The organism is Kribbella sancticallisti (assembly GCF_039530625.1).
GTDB classification, from domain to species: Bacteria; Actinomycetota; Actinomycetes; order Propionibacteriales; family Kribbellaceae; genus Kribbella; species Kribbella sancticallisti.
This window is the reverse complement of sequence record NZ_BAAAOS010000011.1, coordinates 1-24,397: the sequence shown is the minus strand read 5'-3', so window position 1 is coordinate 24,397 and position 24,397 is coordinate 1. Positions and strand designations below refer to the sequence as shown.

23 protein-coding genes and 1 riboswitch are annotated in these 24,397 nt (G+C 68.6%); of the genes, 7 read left to right on the top strand and 16 right to left on the bottom strand.

Annotated features, from left to right (window positions below; genetic code table 11):
• The first annotated feature begins 130 nt into the window (after window positions 1-130).
• Window positions 131-1,330, top strand: coding sequence for an arginine deiminase (locus ABD255_RS07070; protein WP_344211066.1), 1,200 nt, complete (start codon window positions 131-133; stop codon window positions 1,328-1,330).
• Between the two features lie 178 nt (window positions 1,331-1,508).
• Here the strand turns inward: ABD255_RS07070 and ABD255_RS07065 are convergent, their stop codons facing one another.
• The 8 genes from ABD255_RS07065 to ABD255_RS07030 form a co-directional block, all read right to left on the bottom strand.
• Window positions 1,509-2,477 (bottom strand): DUF5926 family protein, encoded by a 969-nt coding sequence (locus ABD255_RS07065; protein WP_344211064.1) that lies wholly within the window; start codon window positions 2,475-2,477, stop codon window positions 1,509-1,511.
• 59 nt (window positions 2,478-2,536) lie between these two features.
• On the bottom strand, window positions 2,537-2,953 hold the full coding sequence (locus ABD255_RS07060; RefSeq protein WP_344211062.1) for an ATP-binding protein: 417 nt from the start codon (window positions 2,951-2,953) through the stop codon (window positions 2,537-2,539).
• A 229-nt stretch (window positions 2,954-3,182) separates the two neighbouring features.
• Window positions 3,183-4,061, bottom strand: a complete 879-nt coding sequence (locus tag ABD255_RS07055; protein WP_344211060.1) for a glycerophosphodiester phosphodiesterase — start codon at window positions 4,059-4,061, stop codon at window positions 3,183-3,185.
• 73 nt (window positions 4,062-4,134) lie between these two features.
• The gene (locus ABD255_RS07050) at window positions 4,135-5,472 is read right to left on the bottom strand and encodes an LLM class flavin-dependent oxidoreductase (protein WP_344211058.1); all 1,338 of its coding nucleotides are present in this window, start codon (window positions 5,470-5,472) and stop codon (window positions 4,135-4,137) included.
• Window positions 5,469-6,191: an ABC transporter ATP-binding protein gene (locus tag ABD255_RS07045; protein WP_344211056.1), complete on the bottom strand. Its 723-nt coding sequence runs from the start codon at window positions 6,189-6,191 to the stop codon at window positions 5,469-5,471. The genes ABD255_RS07050 and ABD255_RS07045 overlap by 4 nt, the downstream gene beginning before the upstream one ends.
• Entirely contained in the window at window positions 6,167-7,018 is an 852-nt protein-coding gene (locus ABD255_RS07040) for an ABC transporter permease (RefSeq protein ID WP_344211054.1), read from the bottom strand. Before ABD255_RS07040 ends, ABD255_RS07045 begins: the two co-directional genes overlap by 25 nt.
• Complete coding sequence (locus tag ABD255_RS07035) at window positions 7,015-8,067, bottom strand: ABC transporter substrate-binding protein (RefSeq protein WP_344211052.1); 1,053 nt, start codon at window positions 8,065-8,067, stop codon at window positions 7,015-7,017. Before ABD255_RS07035 ends, ABD255_RS07040 begins: the two co-directional genes overlap by 4 nt.
• 22 nt (window positions 8,068-8,089) lie before the next feature.
• Complete coding sequence (locus tag ABD255_RS07030; RefSeq protein ID WP_344211050.1) at window positions 8,090-8,650, bottom strand: flavin reductase family protein; 561 nt, start codon at window positions 8,648-8,650, stop codon at window positions 8,090-8,092.
• A gap of 353 nt (window positions 8,651-9,003) precedes the next feature.
• On the opposite strand from ABD255_RS07030, the gene ABD255_RS07025 reads away from it, so the two are divergent.
• The 3 genes from ABD255_RS07025 (at window position 9,004) to ABD255_RS07015 (ending at window position 10,903) form a co-directional block, all read left to right on the top strand.
• The gene (locus ABD255_RS07025) at window positions 9,004-9,498 is read left to right on the top strand and encodes an RNA polymerase sigma factor (protein WP_344211048.1); all 495 of its coding nucleotides are present in this window, start codon (window positions 9,004-9,006) and stop codon (window positions 9,496-9,498) included.
• Window positions 9,491-10,072, top strand: coding sequence for a methylated-DNA--[protein]-cysteine S-methyltransferase (locus ABD255_RS07020; protein WP_344211046.1), 582 nt, complete (start codon window positions 9,491-9,493; stop codon window positions 10,070-10,072). The genes ABD255_RS07025 and ABD255_RS07020 overlap by 8 nt, the downstream gene beginning before the upstream one ends.
• A 318-nt stretch (window positions 10,073-10,390) precedes the next feature.
• Window positions 10,391-10,903, top strand: a complete 513-nt coding sequence (locus ABD255_RS07015; protein ID WP_344211044.1) for an alpha/beta fold hydrolase — start codon at window positions 10,391-10,393, stop codon at window positions 10,901-10,903.
• A gap of 128 nt (window positions 10,904-11,031) precedes the next feature.
• On the opposite strand, the gene ABD255_RS07010 is transcribed toward ABD255_RS07015, so the two are convergent.
• The 7 genes from ABD255_RS07010 to ABD255_RS06980 form a co-directional block, all read right to left on the bottom strand.
• Window positions 11,032-11,712, bottom strand: a complete 681-nt coding sequence (locus ABD255_RS07010; RefSeq protein WP_344211042.1) for a class I SAM-dependent methyltransferase — start codon at window positions 11,710-11,712, stop codon at window positions 11,032-11,034.
• An 89-nt stretch (window positions 11,713-11,801) separates the two neighbouring features.
• The gene (locus ABD255_RS07005) at window positions 11,802-13,136 is read right to left on the bottom strand and encodes a purine-cytosine permease family protein (RefSeq protein WP_344211040.1); all 1,335 of its coding nucleotides are present in this window, start codon (window positions 13,134-13,136) and stop codon (window positions 11,802-11,804) included.
• Window positions 13,130-13,258, bottom strand: a riboswitch (TPP riboswitch). It overlaps the preceding gene by 7 nt.
• A 20-nt stretch (window positions 13,259-13,278) precedes the next feature.
• A complete protein-coding gene (locus ABD255_RS07000) occupies window positions 13,279-13,941 on the bottom strand; it encodes an alpha/beta fold hydrolase (RefSeq protein WP_344211038.1) in 663 nt (220 codons plus the stop codon).
• Window positions 13,938-14,795, bottom strand: a complete 858-nt coding sequence (locus ABD255_RS06995) for a hypothetical protein (protein ID WP_344211036.1) — start codon at window positions 14,793-14,795, stop codon at window positions 13,938-13,940. Before ABD255_RS06995 ends, ABD255_RS07000 begins: the two co-directional genes overlap by 4 nt.
• A 54-nt stretch (window positions 14,796-14,849) precedes the next feature.
• Entirely contained in the window at window positions 14,850-15,707 is an 858-nt protein-coding gene (locus tag ABD255_RS06990; RefSeq protein WP_344211034.1) for a DUF3152 domain-containing protein, read from the bottom strand.
• A 55-nt stretch (window positions 15,708-15,762) separates the two neighbouring features.
• Window positions 15,763-16,029 (bottom strand): hypothetical protein, encoded by a 267-nt coding sequence (locus ABD255_RS06985; RefSeq protein ID WP_344211032.1) that lies wholly within the window; start codon window positions 16,027-16,029, stop codon window positions 15,763-15,765.
• Between the two features lie 678 nt (window positions 16,030-16,707).
• Entirely contained in the window at window positions 16,708-17,901 is a 1,194-nt protein-coding gene (locus ABD255_RS06980) for an ATP-binding protein (protein WP_344211030.1), read from the bottom strand.
• Between the two features lie 165 nt (window positions 17,902-18,066).
• Between ABD255_RS06980 and ABD255_RS06975 the strand changes: the two genes are divergently transcribed.
• A complete protein-coding gene (locus tag ABD255_RS06975) occupies window positions 18,067-19,095 on the top strand; it encodes a GTP pyrophosphokinase (protein ID WP_344211028.1) in 1,029 nt (342 codons plus the stop codon).
• A 2-nt stretch (window positions 19,096-19,097) separates the two neighbouring features.
• Here ABD255_RS06975 and ABD255_RS06970 read toward each other — a convergent pair whose 3' ends face one another.
• Window positions 19,098-20,534, bottom strand: a complete 1,437-nt coding sequence (locus tag ABD255_RS06970) for an MFS transporter (RefSeq protein WP_344211026.1) — start codon at window positions 20,532-20,534, stop codon at window positions 19,098-19,100.
• A 221-nt stretch (window positions 20,535-20,755) separates the two neighbouring features.
• Between ABD255_RS06970 and ABD255_RS06965 the strand changes: the two genes are divergently transcribed.
• Both ABD255_RS06965 and ABD255_RS06960 read left to right on the top strand, forming a co-directional pair.
• Window positions 20,756-22,519 (top strand): ABC transporter ATP-binding protein, encoded by a 1,764-nt coding sequence (locus tag ABD255_RS06965; protein WP_344211024.1) that lies wholly within the window; start codon window positions 20,756-20,758, stop codon window positions 22,517-22,519.
• On the top strand, window positions 22,516-24,294 hold the full coding sequence (locus ABD255_RS06960) for an ABC transporter ATP-binding protein (RefSeq protein ID WP_344211022.1): 1,779 nt from the start codon (window positions 22,516-22,518) through the stop codon (window positions 24,292-24,294). The genes ABD255_RS06965 and ABD255_RS06960 overlap by 4 nt, the downstream gene beginning before the upstream one ends.
• The last annotated feature ends 103 nt before the right edge of the window (window positions 24,295-24,397 follow it).

Here is a 24,397-nt window from a genome sequence, read left to right as displayed (position 1 = left end):
CCGCCGCGATCCGGCCGACTTGGACCTGACGCGGAATTGTCGGACAATCAGACAGAATTGCGGCAAGCCCAGCGTCAGAAGCACGGCTGCCGTAGCTTGGAACGACCGGATCCGGACGAGAGGCAGGCAGATGACTGAGGCGTATGGCGTCGACAGCGAGGTCGGGCCGCTGCGGACGGTGATGCTGCACCGCCCTGGCAACGAACTGCGGCGCCTCACCCCGCGGAACAACGACAAACTGCTCTTCGACGGCATCCCGTGGGTCGGCCGGGCGCAGGACGAGCACGATGCCTTTGCCCAGGCCCTGCGGGACCGCGATGTCGAGGTGCTCTACCTGGGCGAGCTCCTCAGCGAGGCACTCGGTGATCCGGAAGCCCGCGCCGTCGCCGTCGACGGAGCCACCGAGGATCTGCGCCTCGGCGACTCGCTGCGCGCCTACCTGCGAACCGCCCTGACGGCGCTCGACCCGGAGCAACTGGCCGAGGCGTTGATGGCCGGCGTCCGGAACGACGAAGTACGGGCCGGTGGGCTGGTCACGTCCTTGCTCGCCCATGAGGACTTCCTGATCGACCCGCTGCCGAACCTGTTGTTCACGCGGGACTCGAGCGTGTGGATCCGCGACTCGGTGGCGGTGACGTCGCTGGCGATGCCGGCCCGGGTCCGGGAGACCCAACTGACGGATCTGATCTACAGGTACCACCCGCGGTTCGCCGGTGCGGGCAAGGTCTACGACCACACCCTGGAGCACGTCGAGGGCGGCGACGTGCTCGCGCTCGGGCCCGGAGTACTGGCCGTCGGTGTCGGTGAGCGGACCACCCCGGCCGGGGTCGAGCGGTTGGCGCGGCGGGTGTTCGCGCAGGATCTGGCGCACACGGTGCTCGCCGTACCGATCGCGCAGCAGCGGGCGACGATGCACCTCGACACCGTCTGCACGATGGTCGACGTCGACGCCGTCCTGATGTATCCGAACATGGCCGAGGAGATGCGGGCACTGGCCGTCACCACCGACGGCGAGGAGTTGCACATCGCGGACTCCGAGCCGTTCCTGGTCGCCGCGGCGAAGGCGCTCGGCATCGACACCCTGCGCCGGATCGACACCGGGCTCGACCCGGTCACCGCGGAGCGCGAGCAGTGGGACGACGGCAACAACACGCTGGCGCTGGCTCCGCGGGTCTGCATCGCCTACGAGCGGACCGTCGAGACGAACGCTCAGCTGGAGGAGTCCGGCATCGAGGTGATCCGGATCTCCGGCTCGGAGCTCGGTTCGGGCCGCGGCGGCCCCCGCTGCATGTCCTGCCCGGTACTGCGCGAACCGGTCGCGATCGGGTAGCTGACAACGAAAGTAAGACGTCCGACACGCGGAGTGAAATCGGGGGTTGTCGTCGGGCCTGGTTGTGAGTACTCTTCATGCCTAGGCCCAGGCCCTGTTGCTCCCCCGTCAGCAGGACTTGGGCCGTCCACGTTGCAAAGGGCCCGCACTCCACCGAGTGCGGGCCCTTTGTCATGTCCTAACGGATCGTCAGTTGACGGCTCGCCAGACCGGCGCGGGCGGCCCGCTCCTCGGTGGTCAGCGCGGCCTCGGTCGCCAGCGCCTTGTCGAGCGCGGCGGCGAACTCCGCGGCGGGCTTCTCCAGGTCAGCGGCCTCCGCGTCGGCCGGCAGCTCCCAGACCGGGGCCAGGACGCCGAGCGCCCGGAAGGACCCGATCAGGCGGCTTCCGTCGGTCAGCGAGGACGACCCGGCGGCGTGCAGCCGGGCGAGCGCGTCGAGCAGGGTGTCCTCGGCGTGCGGCATCACCCAGCGCAGGTACCGGCGGTCGCCGATCTGCGTCCAGTACGCCGCCTCGACCGACTCCAGCCGGACCGTCGGGGCAGCGGCGGCATTCGCCCGCTCCAGCCCGGCCGCGACCTCCCCGGTCGGGTCGTCGACGTTCTCGCCGATCCAGTAGTCGAAGCCCTCGTGCACCTTGACGGTGATCGGCTTCGAGGTGTCGATCAGGCCCTGCAGCCGCGGGCCGTCCTTCAGCAGGTCGCCCAGCTGGATCGGGTTGCCCGGCTCGGTCGCCAGCGCCGCGGTGATCGCGTGCGCGACGTCGCGGCTCGGGTCGCCGGACGAGGCGTGCGTCTGCAGGCCGATCCAGATCGTCTCGTCGTCGCGGACCAGGCCCGGCATCGCCATCGGCAGCAGGGTGACCAGGTTGACCGTCTTGCCCTTGTGCTCGCCGGTCAGCGCGACCTCGGCGGTACCGGCCGGGACGATCTCGCGGAACGCGATCAGATCACACTCGGCGGGCAGCCCATCGAACGGCCGGATCACGAAGGTGTCGGCGGCCTGCGCCTGCTCCCGGCCGTGGCACTGCTTGAACCGCTTTCCCGAGCCACACGGGCAGGGTTCGCGCGGGCTGACGTCGACCAGGTCGGCCGGGTCCAGCGTGACGGTCGTGGTGTTCTTGGCGCGGTTGCGCGACTTCTTTCCCATACCCCGCAGTCTGGCAGCACCCCACCACCGACGACCAACTCAGCGCCGGACCCAGGGACTCAGCGCGGTACGAGGGCGTAGACCGTGCGCCGGCCGTGGGCGGTGCGGACGCCCCACTCCGCGGTGAGCATGTCGACGATCGCCAGCCCGCGGCCGCCGATCGACTCCGGGTGCGCGTCGGTGATCCGCTGCGGCTCGGTGTCGCCGCAGCCGTCCACCACCTCGACGTGGATGCCTGCCTTGTCGACCCACCAGGCCGCCCGCACCTCACCGCCCGGCAGCGGGGGCGCGTACCGGATCGCGTTGGACAGCAACTCCGAGAGGACGAGTTGCGCGTCGTCACACGCGTGCTCAGCGACCCGGTGCCGCTTCAGATAGCCGGCCAGACGGCGGCGGGCATCTGCTACCGCAGATACTTCGTGCGGCAGTACGACGTCCACAACACTCACGTCGGCGGGCAAGGTCGCAGAGGACAAGCAGGGTCTCCTCAGTCATTGGAACAGCCACTTCCACATCTGCCCCGGATCCGCCCGTTGAAAACACCCTCAGGTATTCCGTTACATAGCGACGCGGAAGATCACACGTTTAACCAAGAAACCGTGACAAAAGCGACGGAATTGAACGTACAAATGACCCGGTGCATTCGTCTCGTTACGCAGAACCACAAAGGTGAGACGGAGGACACAAACTCTCCGCAACCGGTGCTCAGGGCTGGCGGCGGGGCCGGCGCAGGGGGTGCCGGTGCGACCTCGCGCCCGCGGCGGGGACCGGGATCGGGGTGGGAGTCGGGTCCGCGAGGGTCTTGATGGCCAGTTCGGGGCGGTCGCTGATGATCGCGTCCACGCCGATGTCGCGGCAGTGCCGGACGTCCTGCTCGGTGTTCACCGTCCAGACGTGCACCTGGTGGCCGTGCTTGTGGGCGCGATCCACGTACTCCGGATGCGCGGTGACGATCTCCAGGCTCGGGCCGGCGTACGAGACGCCGGTGGGCAGCGAGCCGTCGCGGAAGCGCAGCGGGACCCGGTCCATCAGCAGCACGGTCCGCAGCCCGGGAGCCAGCGTCCGCATCCGCCGCAGCGACAGCCAGGAGAAGCTCATCACCCGGACCGGCGACTCGGAGCCCACCTTCGGGTGGGCCCAGCCGAACCTGTCCAGCATCTCGATCAACCGGCGCTCGACCAGCCCGGCGTACCGGGTCGGGTGCTTGGTCTCGATCGCGAGCTCCAGCGGCCTGCCTGCGTCCCGGACCGTGGCCAGCAGGTTCTCCAGCGTGAGCACCTTGGTCAGGTCGGGGTCAGGCAGGTCCGCCTCGTCGTCGAGGTCGGCCCACGGGTTCTTCCAGGAGCCCCAGTCGAAGCTGTCGAGCTCGTCCAGCCGCATCGTGGAGAGCACGCCGCGGCCGCTCGAGGTCCGGTCGATCCGCCGGTCGTGCACGCAGACCAGGTGACCGTCCGCTGTCAGCCGGATGTCGCACTCGAGTCCGTCCGCGCCGGCCTCGACCGCCCGGCGATACGCCGCCAGCGTGTGCTCGGGACTGATCTCACTGGCGCCGCGGTGGGCCACCACGCTTGGGCGTTTCGCCATATGCACAACTCTGGCATGGTCAACGGTGACTTCCTCACGCAGGCACGCCGCCGACTCGGAAAACGATTGCAGTTCAATTCGCGCCGACAGCCGTCGTGAGCCTTTCCGGGGATGGCCGCGCCAGGCCGTAGTGCTCGCGAAGGGTGGTGCCGGTGTAATCGGTCCGGAACAGCCCACGCTGCCGCAGGATCGGTACGACGTGGTCCGCGAACGCCTCCAGCCCCGACGGCAGCACCGCGGGCATGACGTTGAACCCGTCAGCCGCGCCCGCCTCGAACCACTCGACGATCGCGTCCGCCACCTGTTCCGGCGTACCGCTGAAGGTTCGATGCCCACGGCCACCACCCAGCCGGCCGATCAACTCCCGCACAGTCAACTTCTCCCGCCGGGCCAGCGTGACGATCAACGTGTAGCGGCTCTTCGCACCCTCGATCTCGTCCTCGTCCGGCAGGTCGGCCGGCAGTTGCCGGTCGAGCGGCAGGTCCTCCGGTCGCACCCGCAGCGTCTTGGCCAACTGCTGCCGCGCGTACTCCGGCTTGATCAACTCGTCCAACTCCTGCTCCAGCCGCAACGCCTCCTCGACCGTCCCGCCGATCACCGGCACGATCCCGGGCAGGATCTTGATCGTCTCCGGGTCCCGGCCGAGCGCGGCCGTCCGCGCCTTCAGATCGGCGTAGAACGCCTGCGCGTCCGCCAACGTCTGCTGCGCGGTGAACACGGCCTCCGCATAGCGAGCCGCCAGGCCCTTGCCGTCCTCCGAGGAGCCCGCCTGCACGATCAGCGGATGCCCTTGCGGTGATCGCGGCAGGTTCAGCGGCCCTCGGACCTGGAAGTGCCGCCCGACGTGATCGATCGGTTGGACCCTGGCGCTGTCGCCCCACACCCCGGCCTCCTTGTCCGCCACCGTGGCGTCGTCCTCCCACGAGTCCCACAGCGCGTAGGCGACCTCCAGGAACTCCGCGGCCCGGTCGTACCGCTCCGCGTGCGCGGGCTGGTCCGCCAGGTTGAAGTTCTTCGCCGCGTCCGGTCCGGCCGTGGTCACCACGTTCCAGCCGGCCCGGCCGCCGCTCACGTGGTCCACGCTGGCGAACCGGCGGGCCAGGTTGAACGGATCGTTGTACGTCGTGGAGGCGGTCGCGATCAACCCGATCCTCGACGTGGCGGCGGCGATCGCCGTCAGCAGCACGGTCGGTTCGAGCGATCCGGCCGGGCGCCGACCGACGTCGCCGATGAGCACCGGCGAGTCGGCGAAGAACACCGAGTCGAACTTCCCGCGCTCCGCGATCCGGGCCAGGTTCTGGTAATGCGCGACGTCCGTGTTCGCCACCGGGTTGCTCTCCGGCAGCCGCCAGGAGGCCTCGTGATGCCCGGTGCTCATCAGGAACGCGTTCAGGTGCAATTGACGGCTCACAGCGTTACTCCCAACGCGTCGAGAAGCTTGGCACGGACAGCGGCGAACCCAGGGTCGGCGGGGCTGCGCGGCTCGGCCAGTTCGATCCGCTCCTCGGCCACGACCCGGCCCTCGTCGAGCACGATCACCCGGTCGGCGAGCACGATCGACTCGTCCACGTCATGAGTGACCAGCAGTACTGCGGGCTGGTGGGCCGCGCAGAGTTTGCGCAGCAGGACGTGCATCTTCAGCCGAGTCAACGCGTCCAGCGCCCCGAACGGCTCGTCCGCGAGCAACAACTCCGGCTCCCGGACCAGCGACCGAGCCAAGGCCACCCGCTGCTGCTCACCACCGGACAACTCGTTCGGCCAGGCTTTCTCGCGCCCGGTCAGACCCACCTCTTCCAGGCTCTGCCGGCCACGCTCGTCGGCACCACGCAAACCCAGTACTACGTTCTCCAGCACCCGGGCCCACGGCAACAACCGCGAATCCTGGAACACCACGGACACCTTCGCCGGTACTGCGATGTCCCCGGTGCCGGTGACGTCGTAGTCGAGCCCTGCGAGTGCTCGCAGCAGCGTGCTCTTGCCGGACCCACTTTTTCCCAGCAGGGCGACGAATTCGCCAGGCCTGATGCTGAGGTCGAGATCGTCCAGCACCGCGCGTTCGTCGTACTTCCTGGTCAGTCCGCGGACCTCGACTGCCTTCTCACGGACTAGTCCGCCAGTGTGCGTCGCCATGTCAGCGCCCTCCTCTGGATCAGGCGGACGGCTCCGTCGGAGAGCAGGCCGAGCGCGCCGTACAGGACCAGGCCGACGATGATGATGTCGGTCTGTCCGTAGGTGCGGGCCAGTTCCATCATGTAGCCGATACCGCTGGTGGAGTTGATCTGCTCGACCACCACGAGCGCCAGCCACGCACCCGTCACCGCGAAGCGCAGGCCGAGCAGAAAGCCGGGCAGCGCACCCGGCAGGACCACCCGGCGGATGAACTCCCACCGCGACAGCCCGACGGTCTCGGCGAGCTCGACGTACCGGCTGTCGATGGTGCGCAGGCCGTTGTGGGTGTGGATGTAGATCGGCACGAAGACGCCGAGGGTGATGGTGGTGATCTTCATCGACTCGCCGATGCCGAGCCACAGGATCAGCAGCGGCAGCAGCGCGAGCGAGGGGATCGCGCGCTTGATCTGGATCGGGCCGTCCAGGATCGCCTCGCCGATCCGGCTCAGCCCGGACAGCAGCGCCAGCACGGTGCCCAGCAGGATGCCGAGGCCCAGCCCGGCGAAGGCTCGCTGGGCCGAGGTCAGCAGGTTCGACTGGAGCCGTCCGTCCGCGACCAGGTCGCCGGTCGTAGTGACGACGGTCCAGGGCGCGGACAGCACTCGGGGATCGAGCCAGCCGGTGGCCGAGCCGATGCTCCAGAGGACGAGCAGCAGGACCGGGCCGAGGGCGGCGCCGAACTTGATCGGATTGCCTGGCCCGAGCCGGCGCCGGCGGCGTCCGGGCCGGGCGACGATGGACTGGTCCCGCTCGGCGCGGACGCCGGGCAGGGTGGCCAACTGGGTCATTTCGCGGCCCCCTTGATCGCATCGGCGGCAACGGTCTGGAATCGCAGGTCGTAGAGGTCCGCGGCCTGGATCTCCTTGTTCTTGGTCTCCTTGGCGAGCAGTTCGATCGTTTCCTGCTGCCGCTTGATCGCCTCGCTCCAGTCGGCGCTGATGTCCGGGTGGCCGGCGTTGTCGACGAGCCACTGACCGTCGGCGGCGCTGAGGCCCTGGTCCTTCACGTAGTAGCCCTCGATCCACTCCTTCGGGTGCTTGTCGATCCATTCCTGGGCGACTCCCCAGGCGGCGACGTACGCCCGGATCGCGGCGGCCTTGCCCGCGTCCTCCAGCGACTCGGTCGGCCCGTAGAGATGGCCGGCGTCGTCCCGGATGCCGTGCTGGATCGTGGTGGCGCCGTCCTTGCCGTACTTCGTCAGGTACCGCTTGATCTGGACACCGCCGATCGGGGCGACCTCGACCTGCTTGGCGGCAAGCGCGTTCGCATAGACGTCGCCGGTGCTCGGCAGTTCGACGAACTCGACGTCGTCCTTGGTCAGCCCGGCCTTCTTCAGCACCTTGAGCACCAGCGCGCCCTGGGCCTGGCCCGGGCTGTAGGCGATCTTCCTGCCGCGCAGGTCCGCGAGCGTCTTGACCTGTACGCCGGGTGCGATGCCGAGTTGGTAGATCGGGTGGTCGATCGCGTCCTGGCGGAACTTGGACGCGACGATCTTGACCTTCAGGCCGGTCCAGGTGGCGTGGATCGGCGGAACCTCCGCGACCGAGCCGAGGTCGAGCGCCTTGGCCCGGAACGCCTCGGTGGTCTGCGGCCCGCCGCTCAGGTTGGCGAACTGGACGAACTTCGACACCTTGCCGAGCTGCCCCGACAGCTGGAGTGCCTTCTGGGTGGTCGGATCGCCGACGACGATCTTGGTGCCGTCCGGTACTTCGGTCGGCAGCGCCGCGTCGGGCGCGAGCTTCGCGCCGGCACCGGCCGCGGCGTCACCACCGCAGCCGGACAGCAGGGTCAGCGCCGAGACGGCGGCGGCTAGTACCAGGAACTTGTTCTTGGGCATGAGCTTCTTCCAGACAAGGGATTCAGGCGGGCCGGTCGGTGGTCGCGTAGCGGCCGTCGTGGTAGAGCAACGGCTCGTGCTCGCGGCGCTCGGCGTGGGTGGCGAGCCGGGCCACGACGATGTGGTGGTCGGCCACGGCGAAGCGGTGCTCGACGAGCGCCCGCAGGTAACTCGGGGCGTCGTCCAGCACCGGTTCGCCGGTGCGCAGGCGGGACCAGCGGGTCGGGTCGGCGAACCGGTCGACGCCTCTGGCGGCGAACCGCCCGGCGAGGTCGTGCTGGCCGGCGTCGAGGAAGTTGATCACCAGGCTGTCGGCCTGGTGCACGGTCGGCCAACTGGACGAGGTGGCACCGATCGAGAACGACACCAGCGGCGGCAGCAGGCTCACCGAGACCAGGGAGGTCGCGGTGAACCCGACCGGGCCGTGACCGGCATCCGCGGTGATCACCACGACGCCGGCCGCGTGCCGGCGGAACACCGACCGGAAGATGTCGGCGTCGACAGTGCGCTCGTCGACTCGATCGGGCACGACGCTCAGGCCGGAGCGGCTGATGCGGGCAGGGTTGAACGCAGGAACGGACATGTCTCTCCCTCAGGACGGGACAGGAACGACCGGCAGCGGACAGGCAGAAGCACCGCGACCGGACGGGTGGGTAGGCAGCCGGCGTCAGATCCGCCGGTACGCGCGCGGCCGGGAAACCGGCCGGGACTTCAGGTGGTCAGCGACAGGTACCGCCGGCGGTGCGCATCTGGTCGATGACGCGGCGGCGGGTGAACAGACGGCTGATCAGCACCCCATGACTGTCTCATCAAAGTCGACTGGACAACTAGACAATCTCGGCATTCGGAACAGCAGGCCGAAACTGATCAGGTGCCGGAACGACACGCGGCGGTGCACCCTCACACCACCGACGGTGCGTGCGTTCTACTGGCGTGATGGTTTCGGAGAGGGTGTCGCTGCCGCCGTTCCAGGCGCTCGTGGACGAGCACTGGCGGGACGTCGTGCGGCTTGCCCGGGCACTGGCCGGGCCGGTCGACGGCGACGACGTCGCGCAGCGCGCCTGGGAGAAGGCGTTCGCCGCGTACCCGAAACTCACCTCGGCCCGAAACCTGCGCAGCTGGCTGCTCACCATCACCGCCCGCTGCGCGACCGACCTGCACCGGGCGCGGAAACCACAAAGCCCGCTGAACGAAGACCTGCCGATCGCGATGGACGGCCCGGACGCCACCGACTGGCCCGATCCGGACCTCTGGCGGGCCGTGAACGCCCTACCCGAACGGCAACGCTTTGCCGTCACGCTGAAATACGTCGGCGACCTGGACCACCATGGCGTGGCCGCCGCTCTGGACACCACGCCTGCCGCATCCCGCCGACTGGTCAGCGATGCGCTCGCGACCTTGCGCAGCAAACTCGGAGTTGACGATGACTGACCTGGAGAACCGGCTCGCCCGGTTGACCCTCACCCCAGTGAACCGCGACGACGGACGGCCCCCGGTCCTGCCGGACGCCGACGTCGCCTACACCCTGCACGACACCGCGATCGGCACCCTGCTGCTCGCCACCGCGGCCGGCCGGGTGGTGGCCAGCTCCTTCGGCGACGAGGAGACGATGACGAACCGGCTGGCCCGCGCGATCTCCCCCCGCGTACTGCGCCAGCCCGGCGCCCTGGACGACGTACGCCGCCAACTGGACGAGTACCTCGACGGCCGGCGGCACGCGTTCGACCTGGAGGTGGACCTCGTCCTCGCGACCCCCTTCCAGCGGATCGTGCTCAGCGATCTGCCGAGCCACACCAGCTACGGCCGTACGACGACGTACGGGCAGCTGGCGGGCGAGATCGATCGGCCGAAGGCGGCCCGGGCGGTCGGTACCGCGCTGGGCGCGAACCCGCTCTGCGTCGTACTGCCCTGCCACCGGGTGATCGGTGCGAGCGGAGCGCTCACCGGCTACGCGGGCGGGCTCGACGCGAAGCGTTTTCTGCTGAATCTTGAATCGAAAAGCTGAGTTTTCCTTCGGTCACCCGAAAGCATTTACACTGGCCGGACAAAGGAGCAGGTCCCCATTGTGGAGTGGGGACCTGCTTTTTGTTTCGCCTTGCAGACAAGGGGTTTCGGCTCGCCGGCGACGACGCGACCTACCATTCGGCAGGAAATTCCGGTGAATGGTTCCCGGTGGAATCTGACGCGTCAGCTTTAGCCCACCTCTGGGGCGAGCCGGCGGTGCGTGAGGTGCGGATCGGCCGACGGAGAGAAAGGCATACTGAGGAAGTAGTCGGTCGTCCCGACTAGGTTGTTCGGATGACTTCTCCTCTGCTGTTCCTCAGTGGCGCCGGAGCGGTTCACGGTTGTCGCGCACTCCATCGGTGGGGTGATCGCCGGCCAGTTGGTTGCCCAGGCCCCCGATCGGGTCGACGGCATCCTCGCGATCGCCGCGTCGATTCCCCAGCCCGGCCAGTCCTTCCTGAGCGCGCTGCCGTTCCCGCAGAAGCTGATCGTCCGCGCCGCCGTCCGTCTGGCCGGCACGAAGCCACCGGAGAAAGCCATCCGCGCTGGTTTGGCCGCGGGTCTCGAGGAGTCGCTGGTGGAACGCATCGTGCGTGAGTTCAAGCCCGAGTCGGCCGAGCTCTACCGCGACACCGTTGCCCCACGCACCTTCCCGGCCCACCGCGGCTACCTCACCACCACAGCAGACAAGGAGTTCCCGCCCGCGCTTCAACAGACCTACGCCAAGAACCTCGACCCCACCTGGACCCACTCACTCCCCACCGGCCACCTGCCCATGCTCTCCACCCCGGCAGACCTCAGCCTGGCCATCAAGCAGTTCGTGGAGGGCTGACCGCCACCTCCACAACCACTGCTTCCATCCGCTCTGCGGGCGGCGGGTCAGGTGCAAGCGCCTGCGAGCCGATGGAAGCTACCTGCAGCCGACGTCGGCGGGTCAGCGGCGGCACGCAGTACCGGCTGTTATCCGTTGGTGGGTTGGCGGATCTCCAGGATCAACCGGCGGCGGCCGCCCCACTCGCGCTTGTAGACCTTGTAGTCCTCGATGCCGGCCGCGGCGCACAGGCGGCCGTAGCTGGCTTCGTCGTGGATGAAGTGGACGCTGCTGCTGCCGAACTGCTCGGTCGTGACGATCCGGTGCTCCGGACCCTGCCGCAGGCCGTTGGCGATCTCCGACGCCGTCGCCGGACCCCAGATCGGGCCCTCGATCACCGCGAGGCCGCCCGGCTTGAGCACCCGGGAGATCTCCCAGATCGTCGACATCTGCTCGTCCTCGGCGAACAACTCGTGGAACGCCGTCCACAGGCAGATCACCGCGTCGAACGAGTCCGACTTGTAGGGCAGATCCGTCATCGACCCGATCGCCCAGTCGATCGACAGACCTTCCTCGCGGGCCTTGGCCTGGCCCGCCTCGATCAGGTTCGGCGAGATGTCGAGAGCGCGGACGACCTTGCCGGAACGCCGCAGTGGCAGGCTGATCCGGCCGTAACCACAGCACAGGTCGAGTACGGACTCCCGGCCCTCCAGGAGTTCCTCGACGGCCTCGACGGTGGCGGCATCACGTTCGGGCGTGGTGCGACTGGCTAGCCCCTCGACCCCGAGTTCTTCGTACTCGGCCCGGCTGCGCAGTGCAGAGTTCAGCATTGCGCAAGTATCCCGGCACTGCTGGGTCACTGTCAGTATCGGGTCCCAGATCGAGACCTTCGGAAGTCGGCGAACGGCGTTGGTGTTGTTCAGGCGGTCTGGCGAGAGCGACCCAGCCGGCCGAACAGGATCGCGGCCAGCATCGAGACGATGATCGAGGTGTAGGTGGCGCCGAGCCAGGTCGGTACCGGGTGGTTGTTGAAGACGGCGGCCTGGACGTCGAGCCAGAAGGGGGACCAGCCGTTGACCGTGCCGGGGTTCACCAACTGGTAGGCGACGAAGCCGAAGACCCAGGCCAGGGTGGGCTGCCAGCGGAAGCGGGCGGTGTCGGAGACGTCCCAGCGCATCTTGCTGACCACGAAGAAGTCGGCGATCGCGACCGCGAACAGCGGGATGAAGACCGAGCCGATCAGGTAGAGGAACTGGGTGTAGTTGCCCAGGTCCACCAACAGCGCCAGCACCGTGGCGACCACGCCGATCACTACCGAGATCCACCGGCGGTCGATGTGGCCGACCAGGTTGTGGGCGGCCATCGTGGTCGAGTAGACGTTCGCGTACGCCTCGTCGACCTCGTCCACCAGCAGCACGAACAACGCGATCGCGCCCGCGGGCAGGGTGACCAGGGCGGTGATCACGTCGGTGCTGTTGGTCTGCAGAGTGGCGACGGCGATCACGCCGAGTGCGTAGTACAGGATCGCGGCCAGGCCGTAGCCGAGGGCCGAGCCCGCGAAGGCGGCCTTGTTCGTCCGCGAGTGGCGGGTGTAGTCGGCGGCGAGCGGCGCGAACGAGACGACGCCGGCCGCGGCCAGGTCGACGCCCGGCCAGAAGCCGAACACCCCGTCCTGCGGCAGGTCGTGCACCGGCTTGCTGAGCACCTGGACGAACAGGTAGACCGAGGCGATCAGCACCAGCCAGACCATGAACTTGCGGAGCAGTTTCACGCTGCCCAGCGGCCGTACGGCCATTGCTGTGGCGATGAAGCCGGCGATCAGCACGAACAGCCAGCGGTAGCGCTCGCTCGTCACCGCGACAGCGGCCTGGGAGATGACGATGATCTCCATCGTGGCCCAGCCGACGTTCTGCGCGATGTTCAGCACGGTCGGCGCCACCGAGCCGCGGCGGCCGAACAGGCCGCGCAGGCTGACCATCGCCGGAGCCCCGGTGTGCGAGCCGAAGACCGCCGCGCCGCCGAGGACGAGCGCGCCGATCCCGCAGCCGACGACGACCGCGATCAGGCCCTTCACCAGCGAGCCGGTGTACGCCGCGACGAGCGCGCCGGTCACCGGGCCGAACAGCGAGATACCGAGGTTCCCCCAGAGGGTGAACTGGTCGAGGAAGCCCAGCGTGCGTGGCGTGTCCGTAGTCAGGACAAGCGGCGCCTCGGCGCTGGACTCGTGGTTCTTGCGGACAGCAGTCGTGGTCATGTCGACCTGCTCCCTACGCCGGCATTACCCGGTCAGGTTCAGGCGGTCGGCGACCCGGCTGCCGGTGCAGCTCGTCGCCCTCTCAGCCCGCCATGTCGGCGCGAGCTCCCGCGGAGGTTGTTACTGCGTCAACGATAACCCGTTAGTGCTCGTTGTATACACCGGCTGCGCGATTGATGAACGTCACAAGTTCCGGGCCGTTGGTGAGGGGCGGCATGTGCGATCCGGTCGGGAACGTCCAGCACTCGCCACCCGCGAGGTCAGCCAGCCGCCGCGCCCAGTACGGCGGGCACAGCCGGTCGTGCCGGCAGCGCACGACCACGGTCGGCGTCTCGAGACCCCGGATCGCCGCGGCCAGGTCGTACCGCCTGGCGACCTCCATCGCTCGGGCCATCGACACGAAGCCGGTACGGAAGTACTGCGGGGCCAGCACCGGTATGAGCCGCGGCGACTCGAACACCGCTGACCGCACCCACCGGGCAGCAAGCCTGGGCCAGGTCGAGGTTTCGACCTCCCCAGTCGGGCCGACCAGTACAAGCCCTTCTGCCAAGTCGGGCCGGGCAAGAGCTGCCGCAACGACGATCTGGCAGCTTGCCGAATGACCTACCAGCACGGACGGCTCCTGCAGCCGAGCGATCACCCGCTGGGCCAGGGCTTCAGTCCGTAGGTCGTCACCTCGCCGAACGCGCTCGCCGAACCCAGGCAAGGTCACTACCTCGTACTGCGCCTCCAGCAGCGCCACTGTCGGCGCATAGGCCTCTGGTCCAAGGCCGAGACCGGGAACCAGTACTACAGGCAAGGTCACTCCCAGGGCGGCCGGTTCGGAGGCGCTTGAACGACCGGGTTCGACACGTCCGGCTTGAGCTCGCGGTACCCGAGAGCAAACCCCGCAGCCAGGATGAGCAGTCCGGTGCCACCCCACCCGTACGCCGTGGGCAAGCGGTCCAGGGAGTCGTCGATGGCGCCCATCCCCGTGGTGAGCACCATGATCATCCAGATGAGCAGCGGCACCAACGACACGGCGACCAGGCCGAGTCCGCCGAGCTCGATCGGGTCCGGCTGGATTCCTGCCTTGCGGCGAGCCAGTACGTCGCGCAGCCACATCACCAGCGCAGCAGCACCGACCAGGAGGATCAGTAGCTGGCCGATTGTGTCGATGACGTCTGTGCGCAGCGGGTGGTTCAGGGGCGAGCCGGGAGCCTGGGAGATCTCGCGGAGGGACACCCTCTGGACGGAGATGACCAGGAGTCCGTAGACCCCGGCGATGATCGTGGCGAGCAGTACAACTCGGGCTGCGCGAGGGTCGCGGGGTGCGAGGTCCCCGTCCCGTCCGTACGTCGGGAGTTCGTGCTGCTGCGGGTGTGCTGGCTGACCGTAGGGGTTGCCCGGGCGGTAGGCGGGTGGCTGGTTGTAGCCGTGCTGATCGCCGTACGGGCCGGGTGCGCCTGGCATGCCGGGTGTTCCGGGTGGGCCGGGTGGGCCGGGGTAGGCGTCGGGCTGGGGTGGGGCGGGGTACGCGCCGGGCTGCGCGGGGTCGACGTACGGGCTGCCGCCGTAGGTGTTGCCGCCGTACGGCGCGGGCTTGGCGTAGTGCTCGTCGTCGCGGGGCTCTTCCGGCTCGTCGCCCCGGCCATAGGTGGGGAACTGAGGTGACGACATCGCTGCTCCCTCCCGCTCGGTCTGTAGGCCCAGGCTCTCACGAGCCGCGCGGGATCAGGTGGCTTTGATCGTCGGCCAGGCGTTGGGGAGGCAGCCGCCGAGGCCCTTGGTCTGCTGCATCATCACCGGCGCCGGCGTCTTCGCCTTGTCGCAGGTGGAGTGGCCGTGGCCGAGGAAGTGGCCGACCTCGTGGTTCACCAGGTAGCTGCGGTAGAGGTCGACCTTGCCGGCGTACGCGGGGACGGCGTACATCCAGCGCTTGGCATTGAGGACCACCCGGTCGTCGACCCGGCAGGAGACCTCGCCGCCGGTGTCGAGCGGCAGGCAGAGCTTGTCGGTGAGCGTCGGCGTGGCGAGGATGACGCGCAGATCGGCGTCGGGCTTGTCGGTCCGTTCGAAGCTGGCCGGGTGGATCGCCTGCCAGCCGCGCGCGTCGGTCAGCGTCTTGTGGATGGCCGCCGCGACGACGGCTCCGTTGAAGGACAGCCCGTCCTCGATCTCGACCCGGTAGGTGAGCTTGTCCCGCACACCGGTCGCCTTCGCGGACCCCGCGACCACCTCCAGGCGGCCGGTCGAGACGGTCACGTTCGGCTTGGAGCCCTTCGGCTGCCTGGTCAGGGTCGGTGCCGGCCGCAACGGCGTGTTGAAGGTCGCCGTCGGCGTCGGAACCTGGGTCGGCTCCACCACGGGCGCCTGCGCGACATCCTTCACGGCCACCGCGTTCCCGCTGAACTGCGCCGCGAGATTCGACTGCTGGGTGGCATCCGGATGCACCACCATCACAGTCCCGAGCACCGCCAACGCGGTCACCGAGAGCCACTGCGCCTTGTAAGACTTCCGCCGGCTGTGCCGCCCAGCTTTGGCCCGGCGCGCACGCGTCCCCGCACGCTGCCGATCCCGCCCGGTGGTCATGACGATTCACCCTAGCGACTCACCGGTAATTCCCGAAAGCCCACCCACCCCATCTTCACGTTCGGCGGTGTTCGGACGCCGGCTGGGGCAGTTCGACCGGAGGAGGCGCGGGTGTCTCGGGGCGGCGCTTGACGCCGAACAGCAATCGGGCGTCCGGACCAACCAGCCAGGTCATCGAGGCCGTGGTGACCTCGAACAGCCCGTCTTCTCGGTGGACGATCTCCGCGGAGCCGAACCGGCTCACTTCGGCTCTGATCGCTCGATCCAGTTCGTCATCGGCCACATCCCGCATCGTCGCCAGCCGCGCGTACGATCTCCGCACCCTGGCCGTCAAGTAGATCTGATCAGGGTCCAGCACAGTGGAGAACTCGCTGAGCTCGATCGGCGGTCCGCTCGGCTGCGGATCACCGGAGGCTCCCCGGCCCTCCCAGTGCCTTCGGATTCGGGATCGGACACCAGCCTGCACCTGGGCCCAGGTTCGCTCCCGGTGCACCGTCGAATACCCGACTACCGTGCCTCGATCAGGCGACAAGGTCACGGAATATCCATCTCGCGCCAGCCTCAGGTAACCGGAGTCTGAGATGCGCCTCGCGGACTTGAGCAGAAGGTCCTCGAGCATGGACCGAAGTTGCGCTTCTGCTTCACGGCTACCTCCGCCGTGGTGCGAGCAGAAACTCTGCAGCGCACGGTCGGAGATGTGAACGTGACCGACGTCCTCGACGCTGATGTCCCCGAGCGGAATCGCCTCGGACTCACTCACCTGACGAGCGGTCCCGCTCGGCGGCGCGGCCGTCAGTGGGGACGAAGCGCTCTCCGCTCGGACGAATCCATCGCAGTCGGGCTCATGACACCAGCCGTCCACATAGTCGGTTGGATTCGAGCAGCGGGAGCCGTCCAGCCGGAAACGCAGGCAAGTCATCACAGACGGCATCATGACTCAGAGTGGTCGCAATCTCGATACCTCGCGCACCCCCTGCCGCACGAACTGAAGGGCGTAGGACTAAGCGGTGCGGGTGCGGAGGAACTTGCCGAAGTGGGGGACGGTGAAGGCGACGGTGCCGCGTTCGGCGGAGAAGACCAGGCCTTTTTTGATCAGGCCGTCTCGGGCTGGGGAGAGGGATTGGGGTTTGCGGTTCAAGGTGGTGGCTACTTCGGCGGTGGGGACGGAGCCGTCGTCGGCGGCGATGCCCAGCTCGGCCATGGCTCGCATGTACTCGCGTTCGGCAGGGGTGGCGCGTTCGTAGCGGGAGCCGAAGAAGCCGACGGTGAGTTCGGCGGAGGCTTCGGGGGCGGCGACTGCCACGTCCTTGATGGTGATCGGGCTGGTCGGGGCGTGGTCCCAGGTGGCGTGGGCGAAGGCCTGGACGAAGTACGGGTAGCCGTCGGTCTGGGCGTAGAGCTCGTCGAGGGCCTCCTCCTCGAACTGCACGCCCTCGGTCTCGGCCGGCACCATCAGAGCCCGGTCGCACGCCTCGCGCGCCAGGCGATCCACCCGCACGTAGCGGAACAAGCGCTCGGAGTACGACTTGCTGGCAGACAGTACTGCGGGCAGATGCGGCAGCCCGGCGCCCACCACGACCAGCGGCGCGCTCTGCTGGGAGATCTCGTGGCACGCGGCGCACAGCGCGGAGAGGTCGTCCGCGGAGATGTCCTGCATCTCGTCGATGAACAGGCCGACCCCGACCGACAGATCGCCGGCCAGGTCCGCCGCGTCCGCGAACAGCTCGATCAGGTCCATCTCGAGGTCGCCCGAGTCGGCGCGGCCCTTGGCGGCGACCACGTCGACCGGTGGGTGCCAGCGGATCCCCTTGCGGTCGTTCTGCGCGGTCCGCAGCGCGAAGGCCTTCAGTACTGCGCTGAACTGGTCCACCCGTTCGTCGTCCCGGTGCCGGTGGCCGAGCTCGCGCATCGCGGTGTGCATCGCCTGCGCGATCGGCAACCGGATGCTCTGGTCCGGGCGGGCCTCGATCTTGCCGGTTCCCCAAGCGCGCTTGATCGCCTGACTGCGCAGCGTGTTCAGCAGCACGGTCTTGCCGACGCCGCGAAGCCCCGACAGCACCAGACTCCGCTCGGGCCGCCCTGCGGCGACGCGTTCGAGCACGACCTCGAACTGCCGCACCTCGGTGTCGCGACCGGCCAGCTCGGGCGGGCGCTGACCGGCGCCGGGCGCATAGGGATTCCGAATCGGATCCATGCATTTCACTCTATGAGCGTGTCTAGCGTTTTCCTTAGATTTCGCTAGCGAGCCCGATCGCGTGTCGCTGTTCTGTCAGTTTCCTACCACGTCTAGCAAAAACGCTAGATATCACTAGACACGGTTAGCCACCCCTAGCGCCCTGCTGGGCACTATGGTCTGCGCATGGCCGGGGTTGAGCTGCGGGAGTGGACCGTGCAGGCCGCTGCGCAGTACGAGCGGACGCACCAGCAGTACGTCGGTGGCGCCCGGAAGCTGGAAGCTCTGATCAACGAGCTGATCGGCGAGGAAGAGGGCATCAACTACCTCAGCGCGACGGCCCGGGCCAAGGATCCGGAGTCGTTCCTGGCGAAGGCGTCGAAACCGCATCCGGACGACCCGAGCAAGCCGAAGTACGACGATCCGCTGAACCAGATCACCGACCTGGTCGCGGCCCGGATCATCACCTTCCTGGTCGAGGCGGTGGACCGGGTCTGCGAGGTGATCGAGTCCGAGTTCGAGATCGTCGAGCACACCGACATGGGCGCGCACACGCGGGCGCAGGGCGCCTTCGGCTATGCCAGCAAGCACTACCTGGTCCGGTTGAACGCGCACCGCCGCGAGTTGCCGGAGTACGCCGTACTGAAGAACCTGACGATGGAGATCCAGGTCCGTACCGCGGTCCAGCACGCCTGGGCCGAGTTCGAGCACGACATCCGCTACAAGCTGGACATCCCGCCGGACCGCAAGCCCGAGTTCGACCGGCGCTTCCTGCTGGCGGCGGCGCTGATGGAACTCGCGGACAACGAGTTCGCCGAGATCGACAAGCTGTACCGCGAACTGGCCGCGGCCGAGCCGGACGCGGAGCCGATGGACCTGACCGCGGCGACGCTGACGTCCTACCTGACCAGGCGCTATCCCGACGCGCCGCACGCGAAGACGAACCACTACGCGTGGATCCTCGGCATCCTCGCGCAGCTCGGCGTCACCACCGAGGAGCAGTTGACCGAGTTGCTCCGCGGCATCGACAGCCAGGCCGTGCAGGCGGCGATGACGCACCGCTTCCCGGCCGGAACCGTCCGTCGGCTCGACGACGACCTGCTCGCGGCAAAGGGCCTGGAGTACGTCGATCTGTTCCCGGAGGAGGAGCGCCGGCAGAAGATTCTGCGCGGACGCCTGAAGGCGCTCATCCGCGCGGGGTTGCGAGAAGATTGATGTCAGGCCTGCGAGACCGGCACCGGTGACTCGAGTTCGGCCGCGACCTTGGCCGCCGTACCGCGGGCCCAGCGGCCGGTGGTGATCAGCCCCAGCAGGAGCACCAACCCACCACAGCCGGCGATGATGAACCAGCCGAGCCTCGCAGCGGAGACAAACCCGGTTTCGAGTGGTTCGACCAGCCGCGCGGTCAGCACGGTGCCCACGATCGCGACACCCAGGGACGCGCCGACCTGGCGGCTGGTGGAGGCGATCGCGGCCGCCACGCCTGCCTGGGAGCGCGGCATCCCGGACACGGCCGCGTTGGTGATCGGCGAGTTCAGCATCCCGAAGCCGATGCCGAAGATCAGATAGCCGACGAGCAGCACCGGGGTCGCAGTACTGCCGCTGAGTTGCGACAGCACCAACCCACTGGTCCCGAGCATGACGCCTGCGACGACGAGCGGAAGCCGTGGTCCGCGGTTGCCGACGAGCCAGCCGGACAGCGGCGCGAACACCACCGTCATCGCTGCCATCGGCAACGTCAGCAACCCGGCATGCAGCGCCGAGTAGCCCCGAACCTCTTGTAGATATAGGGAATTCAGGAACAGGAACCCGGACAGCGCGGCGAAGCCGCAGACCGCGATCAAGGTCGCTCCGGAGAAGGGCGCACTGCGGAAGAACCTTGGCTCGAGCAGCGGCTGTTCCCGCCGCCGCTCGTAGAAGACGAGGAAAAGAAGGGCCAGGACGACCGCGACGAAGCAGCCGACGATCAGCGGCGAACCCCAGCCGGCTTCACGGCCCTCGATGATCCCGAAGGTCAGCCCGACCAGGAACACCATCACCAGCGCCTGCCCGACCGGGTCGATCCGGCGCGCGACCGCGGCCCGCGACTCGGGCACGAAGAACACCGTCAGCAGCACCGCCAGCACGACCACCGGCACGTTGATCCAGAAGATGTACCGCCAGCCCGCGGAGTCGACCAGCGCCCCGCCGACCACCGGGCCGACCGACATGCTCAGGCCGACCACGCCACCCCAGACGCCGATCGCCTGGGCGCGTTCGCGTGGATCGGTGAAGGTGTTGGTGATGATCGACATCGCCACCGGGTTGAGCATCGAGCCGCCGATCGCCTGCAGCATCCGGAACCCGATCAGCATGTCCACCGTCGGCGCGAACCCGCACAACAGCGAGCCGATCCCGAACAGCACCAGCCCGGCCTGGAAGGTCCGGCGGCGGCCGATCCGGTCCGCGGTCGAGCCGGACAGCATCAGCAGGCTGGCGATCACCAGCGTGTAGGCGTCGATGGTCCACTGCAGCTTGGACACCGAGGCGTCCAGGTCGGCGCGGATGGCCGGCAGGGCCAGGTTCACGATGGTCGAGTCGAGGCCGACGATGAACAGGCTGAAGCAGCAGATCGCCAGCACCAGCAACCGCCGCCGGCGACTCAACTCCGCCACCCGTCAGCCTCCCGCCACCCGGCCCGGCCGCCTCGGCCAGACTCGTTGAAGACTGTACAACCGCTCGCCGCGACACCGGTCGGCCAACGGTCCACGGACTGAGAGATAGCCGGCTCCACAGAGTGATAAACGGTTTGACGGGCCCCTCGCGGGCGAGCCTAGGCTTGTTCCATTCGCCTGGTCAGGTGTCTCGAAGCCCCTCAACTCCTTTTTGGGACGTCATGTCGCTGCGCCTCATTCCGTTCGCCGACCCAGGTGTGCCAGACACCCGGTCCGGCCTCCGACTCATTCTCTGGCTCGAACACCAGCAACTGCGCGGCCAGATCATCGCGCTGTTCTGGGGCCTGCTGTACTTCGGCGGCATCGCGGCCGCACCGGTCGCGGTCGGGCTCGCGGTCCAGGCTGTCATCGACAAGTCGTACCCCAAGCTGATCATGGCCGGCCTGCTCCTGCTCGTCATGGGCGCGACCAAGGCCGCCGCGGACTCCTATTTCCACAAGGCCGTGGTGACGAACTGGATCAGTACCGCGTCGCGCATCCAGCAGTTGCTGTCGCGGAAGGCGACCGAGCTCGGTTCGCTGCTGACCCGGCGGATCGCCGCGGGCGAGGTGGTTGCCGTGAGCAGCGGCGACGTCGAGAAGATCGGCTGGTTCGTCGAGGTCCTCGGCCGGTTCGCGGCCGCGCTGCTGACCTGCTTCGCGGTCGTCATCGGGCTGCTCTTCTACGAGCCGCAGCTCGGCCTGGTGGTGCTGATCGCGGTGCCGATCCTGGCCTTCTCGATCGTGCCCCTGATGGGACCGGCCGAGCGCCGGGCCGATCTCCAGCGCGCCAAGGGCGGCCGGGCCACCGAGCTGGCCGCGGACACGGTCGCCGGTCTGCGCGTCCTGCGCGGCATCGGCGGCGAGCAACTCTTCCTCGACCGCTACCGCGCCGCCTCGCAGGAGTACCGGGCCAGCGCGGTCCGCAGTGCGCGGATGTGGTCGCTGATCGCGGCGATCCAGGTGCTGCTCTTCGGGCTGTTCCTGGTGGTGATCGTCTGGCTGGGGATCAACCTCGTCACGGCCGGCCGGATCAGCGTCGGCGAGCTCGTCACGACGTACGGGTTCATCACCTTCATGCTGGTGCCGCTGCACACGTTCGAGGAGACAGCCAGCGCCTTCATCTTCTCGAAGGTGTCCGCGCGCCGGGCGGCTCGCGTGCTCTCGCTGCAGCGGATGGACGACAGCAAGGGCACCTCGGACGCACAGGTCCCCGACGGCGACTTGTTCGACCCGCTGACCGGTCTCGAGGTGGCGGCCGGCTCCTTCACCGCGGTGGTCTGCGGCGACCCGGACGCAGGTGGTCAGCTTGCTGATCGTCTGGGCGGCCACAGCCCCGAGGCGGAGCCCGAGGACCCGTCCGTACTGCTTGACGGCGTGCCCCTGGACGACCTGCCGCTGGTGTCGGCGCGGACCGCAGTACTGGTTCAGGACAAGGATCCGGTGCTGCTGTCGGGCACGGTGCGCGACCTGTTCGACGTACCGGCGAGCGGTGCCGTCTCGGTCGAGACAGCACTCGATGCAGCCCAGTGCGCCGACATCCTGGACGTACTGCGCCAGTCGCTGCCCTCGGGTGTCACTGACCCGACCAAGGCAGTACTGACCGAGCGCGGCCGCTCCCTGTCCGGCGGACAGCGCCAGCGGGTCGCTCTGGCCCGCTCCTTGTACGTCGACCCGGCGGTGCTCGTGCTCGACGAGCCCACCAGCGCGGTGGACGCTCACACCGAGGCGCGGATCGCGGACGGCCTGCGGCTGCTCCGGTCCGGGCGGACCACCGTGGTGTTCACCTCGAGCCCGCTGATGCTGGACAGGGCCGAGCAGGTCGTGTTCGTTCCGGACGGGCGAGTAGAAGCAGTCGGCACGCACCACGAGTTGGTGCACGGCAATCCCCGCTATCGCGCGGTAGTGACGCGTGAGCAAGAGCCAACCCTCGAGGAGTCGGCGTGAAGCGCCCTGAGTTCGACCCGGCGGCACCGCAGGAAGCGGCTCGCCTGCCGGTTGCCGGGACTGCCACTGTCCGGGCCTATCTGAAGACCTTGTTCCGGCGTCACCGCCGTGCCTTCGGTTGGCTGACCCTGGTCAACGCGGTGGCGGCGCTGAGCGGCATGGTCGGGCCTTGGCTGCTCGGCAACGTCGTGGAGAAGCTGTCGGTCGGCGAGACGGACGTCGACCTTCCGTACGTCGTGCTCGGCTTCGTCTGTGCTCTGCTCGTCCACACCGTCTTCGTCCGGTTGACCCGGCTGAAGGGCGCGGTGCTGGGCGAGGAGATGCTGGCCGACCTCCGGGAGGACTTCCTGGTCCGTGCGGTCGCGTTGCCGCCCGGCGTACTGGAGCGGGCCGGTACCGGTGACCTGCTGTCCCGGATCACCACGGACGTGGACCGGCTCTCGCACGCCATGCGGGACGCGGTACCGCAGCTGACCATCGCGATCATCTGGGCCAGCCTGCTGATCGGCGCCTTGATCGTCACCGCGCCGGAACTGGTCGTGGCAGTGGTGATCGCCGCGCCGATCCTGATCATCGGCGGCCGCTGGTACTTCCGGCGGGCACCTTCGGCGTACCGGTCGGAGGCCGCTGGCTATGCGGCCGTGGCCTCGGCGCTGGCGGAGACCGTCGACGCCGGCCGGACCGTCGAGTCGCACCGGCTCGGTGACCGCCGGATCAAGCTCGGCGACACCCGGATCGGCCAGTGGGTGGGTTGGGAGCGCTACACGCTCTATCTGCGGATGATCCTGTTCCCGGTGATCAACATGACCCACACGGTCGCGTTGGCCGCGGTACTGGTGATCGGTGGCGGGCTGACCATCGAAGGCTGGATCACCGTCGGCGCACTCACCACGGGTGCTCTCTACATCCAGATGCTCGTCGAGCCGGTCAACATGATGATCCGCTGGTACGACGAACTGCAGGTGGCCCAGGTCTCCCTGGCCCGGCTGGTCGGAGTCCGGGAGATCGAGGAGGAAGCGGCGGCCGCGCAGGACGAGCCGGACGGCCGGACCGTGCTGGCCGACGAGGTCCGCTTCGGGTACTTGGAAGGCCGCGACGTGCTCCACGGCGTCACGCTGACGGTGGAGCCCGGAGCCCGGGTTGCTCTCGTAGGCCCTTCTGGGGCAGGGAAATCCACCCTCGGGCGGCTGCTGGCCGGGATCTACTCGCCACGCGTTGGCGACATCACCCTGGGCGGTGCCGCGCTCGACAAGATGTCTGCCGAGCAGGTGCGGAGCCACGTGGCGCTGGTGAACCAGGAGCACCACGTGTTCGTCGGCAGCGTCCGCGACAACCTGCGGCTGGCTCGTCCAGGTGCAGCTGACGCGGAGCTGTGGACCGCACTACGGGCTGTCGACGCGCACGCCTGGGTGGCAGGGTTCGAGCACGGGCTCGACACCGAGGTCGGGTCGGGTGGAGTCTCGCTGACTCCGGCACAGGCCCAGCAGATCGCACTGGCCCGGCTGGTCCTGGCCGACCCGCACACGCTGGTCCTGGATGAGGCCACCTCGCTGATGGACCCGCGAGCCGCTCGTCACCTGGAGAGGTCGCTGGCCGGAGTACTGGAAGGTCGGACGGTGGTTGCGATCGCGCACCGGCTTCACACCGCCCATGACGCGGACGTCATCGCTGTCGTCGAGGACGGGCGCATCGTCGAACTGGGTGGTCACGACGAACTGGTCGATGCCGAAGGCCCGTACGCCGCGCTCTGGCACTCCTGGCACGGCGACCGCTGACACCGCGAGGGGCAGGCCCCACGGCCTGCCCCTCAACAGGTGGCTAGCTTTCGCGCGGGGAGTCAAGTTTGAAGTTTGGGCAGGTGTGAGTGACGCCGGGCGT

Coding starts and splice junctions, on each gene's coding strand:
- ABD255_RS06975 (WP_344211028.1), top strand. CDS start 18,067: ATGGCCGGGGTTGAGCTGCGGGAGTGGACCGTGCAGGCCGCTGCGCAG.
- ABD255_RS07070 (WP_344211066.1), top strand. CDS start 131: ATGACTGAGGCGTATGGCGTCGACAGCGAGGTCGGGCCGCTGCGGACG.
- ABD255_RS07035 (WP_344211052.1), bottom strand. CDS start 8,067: ATGCCCAAGAACAAGTTCCTGGTACTAGCCGCCGCCGTCTCGGCGCTG.
- ABD255_RS07030 (WP_344211050.1), bottom strand. CDS start 8,650: ATGTCCGTTCCTGCGTTCAACCCTGCCCGCATCAGCCGCTCCGGCCTG.
- ABD255_RS07045 (WP_344211056.1), bottom strand. CDS start 6,191: ATGGCGACGCACACTGGCGGACTAGTCCGTGAGAAGGCAGTCGAGGTC.
- ABD255_RS06990 (WP_344211034.1), bottom strand. CDS start 15,707: ATGACCACCGGGCGGGATCGGCAGCGTGCGGGGACGCGTGCGCGCCGG.
- ABD255_RS06980 (WP_344211030.1), bottom strand. CDS start 17,901: ATGGATCCGATTCGGAATCCCTATGCGCCCGGCGCCGGTCAGCGCCCG.
- ABD255_RS07065 (WP_344211064.1), bottom strand. CDS start 2,477: ATGGGAAAGAAGTCGCGCAACCGCGCCAAGAACACCACGACCGTCACG.
- ABD255_RS06965 (WP_344211024.1), top strand. CDS start 20,756: ATGTCGCTGCGCCTCATTCCGTTCGCCGACCCAGGTGTGCCAGACACC.
- ABD255_RS07020 (WP_344211046.1), top strand. CDS start 9,491: ATGACTGACCTGGAGAACCGGCTCGCCCGGTTGACCCTCACCCCAGTG.
- ABD255_RS07005 (WP_344211040.1), bottom strand. CDS start 13,136: ATGACCACGACTGCTGTCCGCAAGAACCACGAGTCCAGCGCCGAGGCG.
- ABD255_RS07055 (WP_344211060.1), bottom strand. CDS start 4,061: ATGGCGAAACGCCCAAGCGTGGTGGCCCACCGCGGCGCCAGTGAGATC.
- ABD255_RS07025 (WP_344211048.1), top strand. CDS start 9,004: ATGGTTTCGGAGAGGGTGTCGCTGCCGCCGTTCCAGGCGCTCGTGGAC.
- ABD255_RS07040 (WP_344211054.1), bottom strand. CDS start 7,018: ATGACCCAGTTGGCCACCCTGCCCGGCGTCCGCGCCGAGCGGGACCAG.
- ABD255_RS07010 (WP_344211042.1), bottom strand. CDS start 11,712: ATGCTGAACTCTGCACTGCGCAGCCGGGCCGAGTACGAAGAACTCGGG.
- ABD255_RS06995 (WP_344211036.1), bottom strand. CDS start 14,795: ATGTCGTCACCTCAGTTCCCCACCTATGGCCGGGGCGACGAGCCGGAA.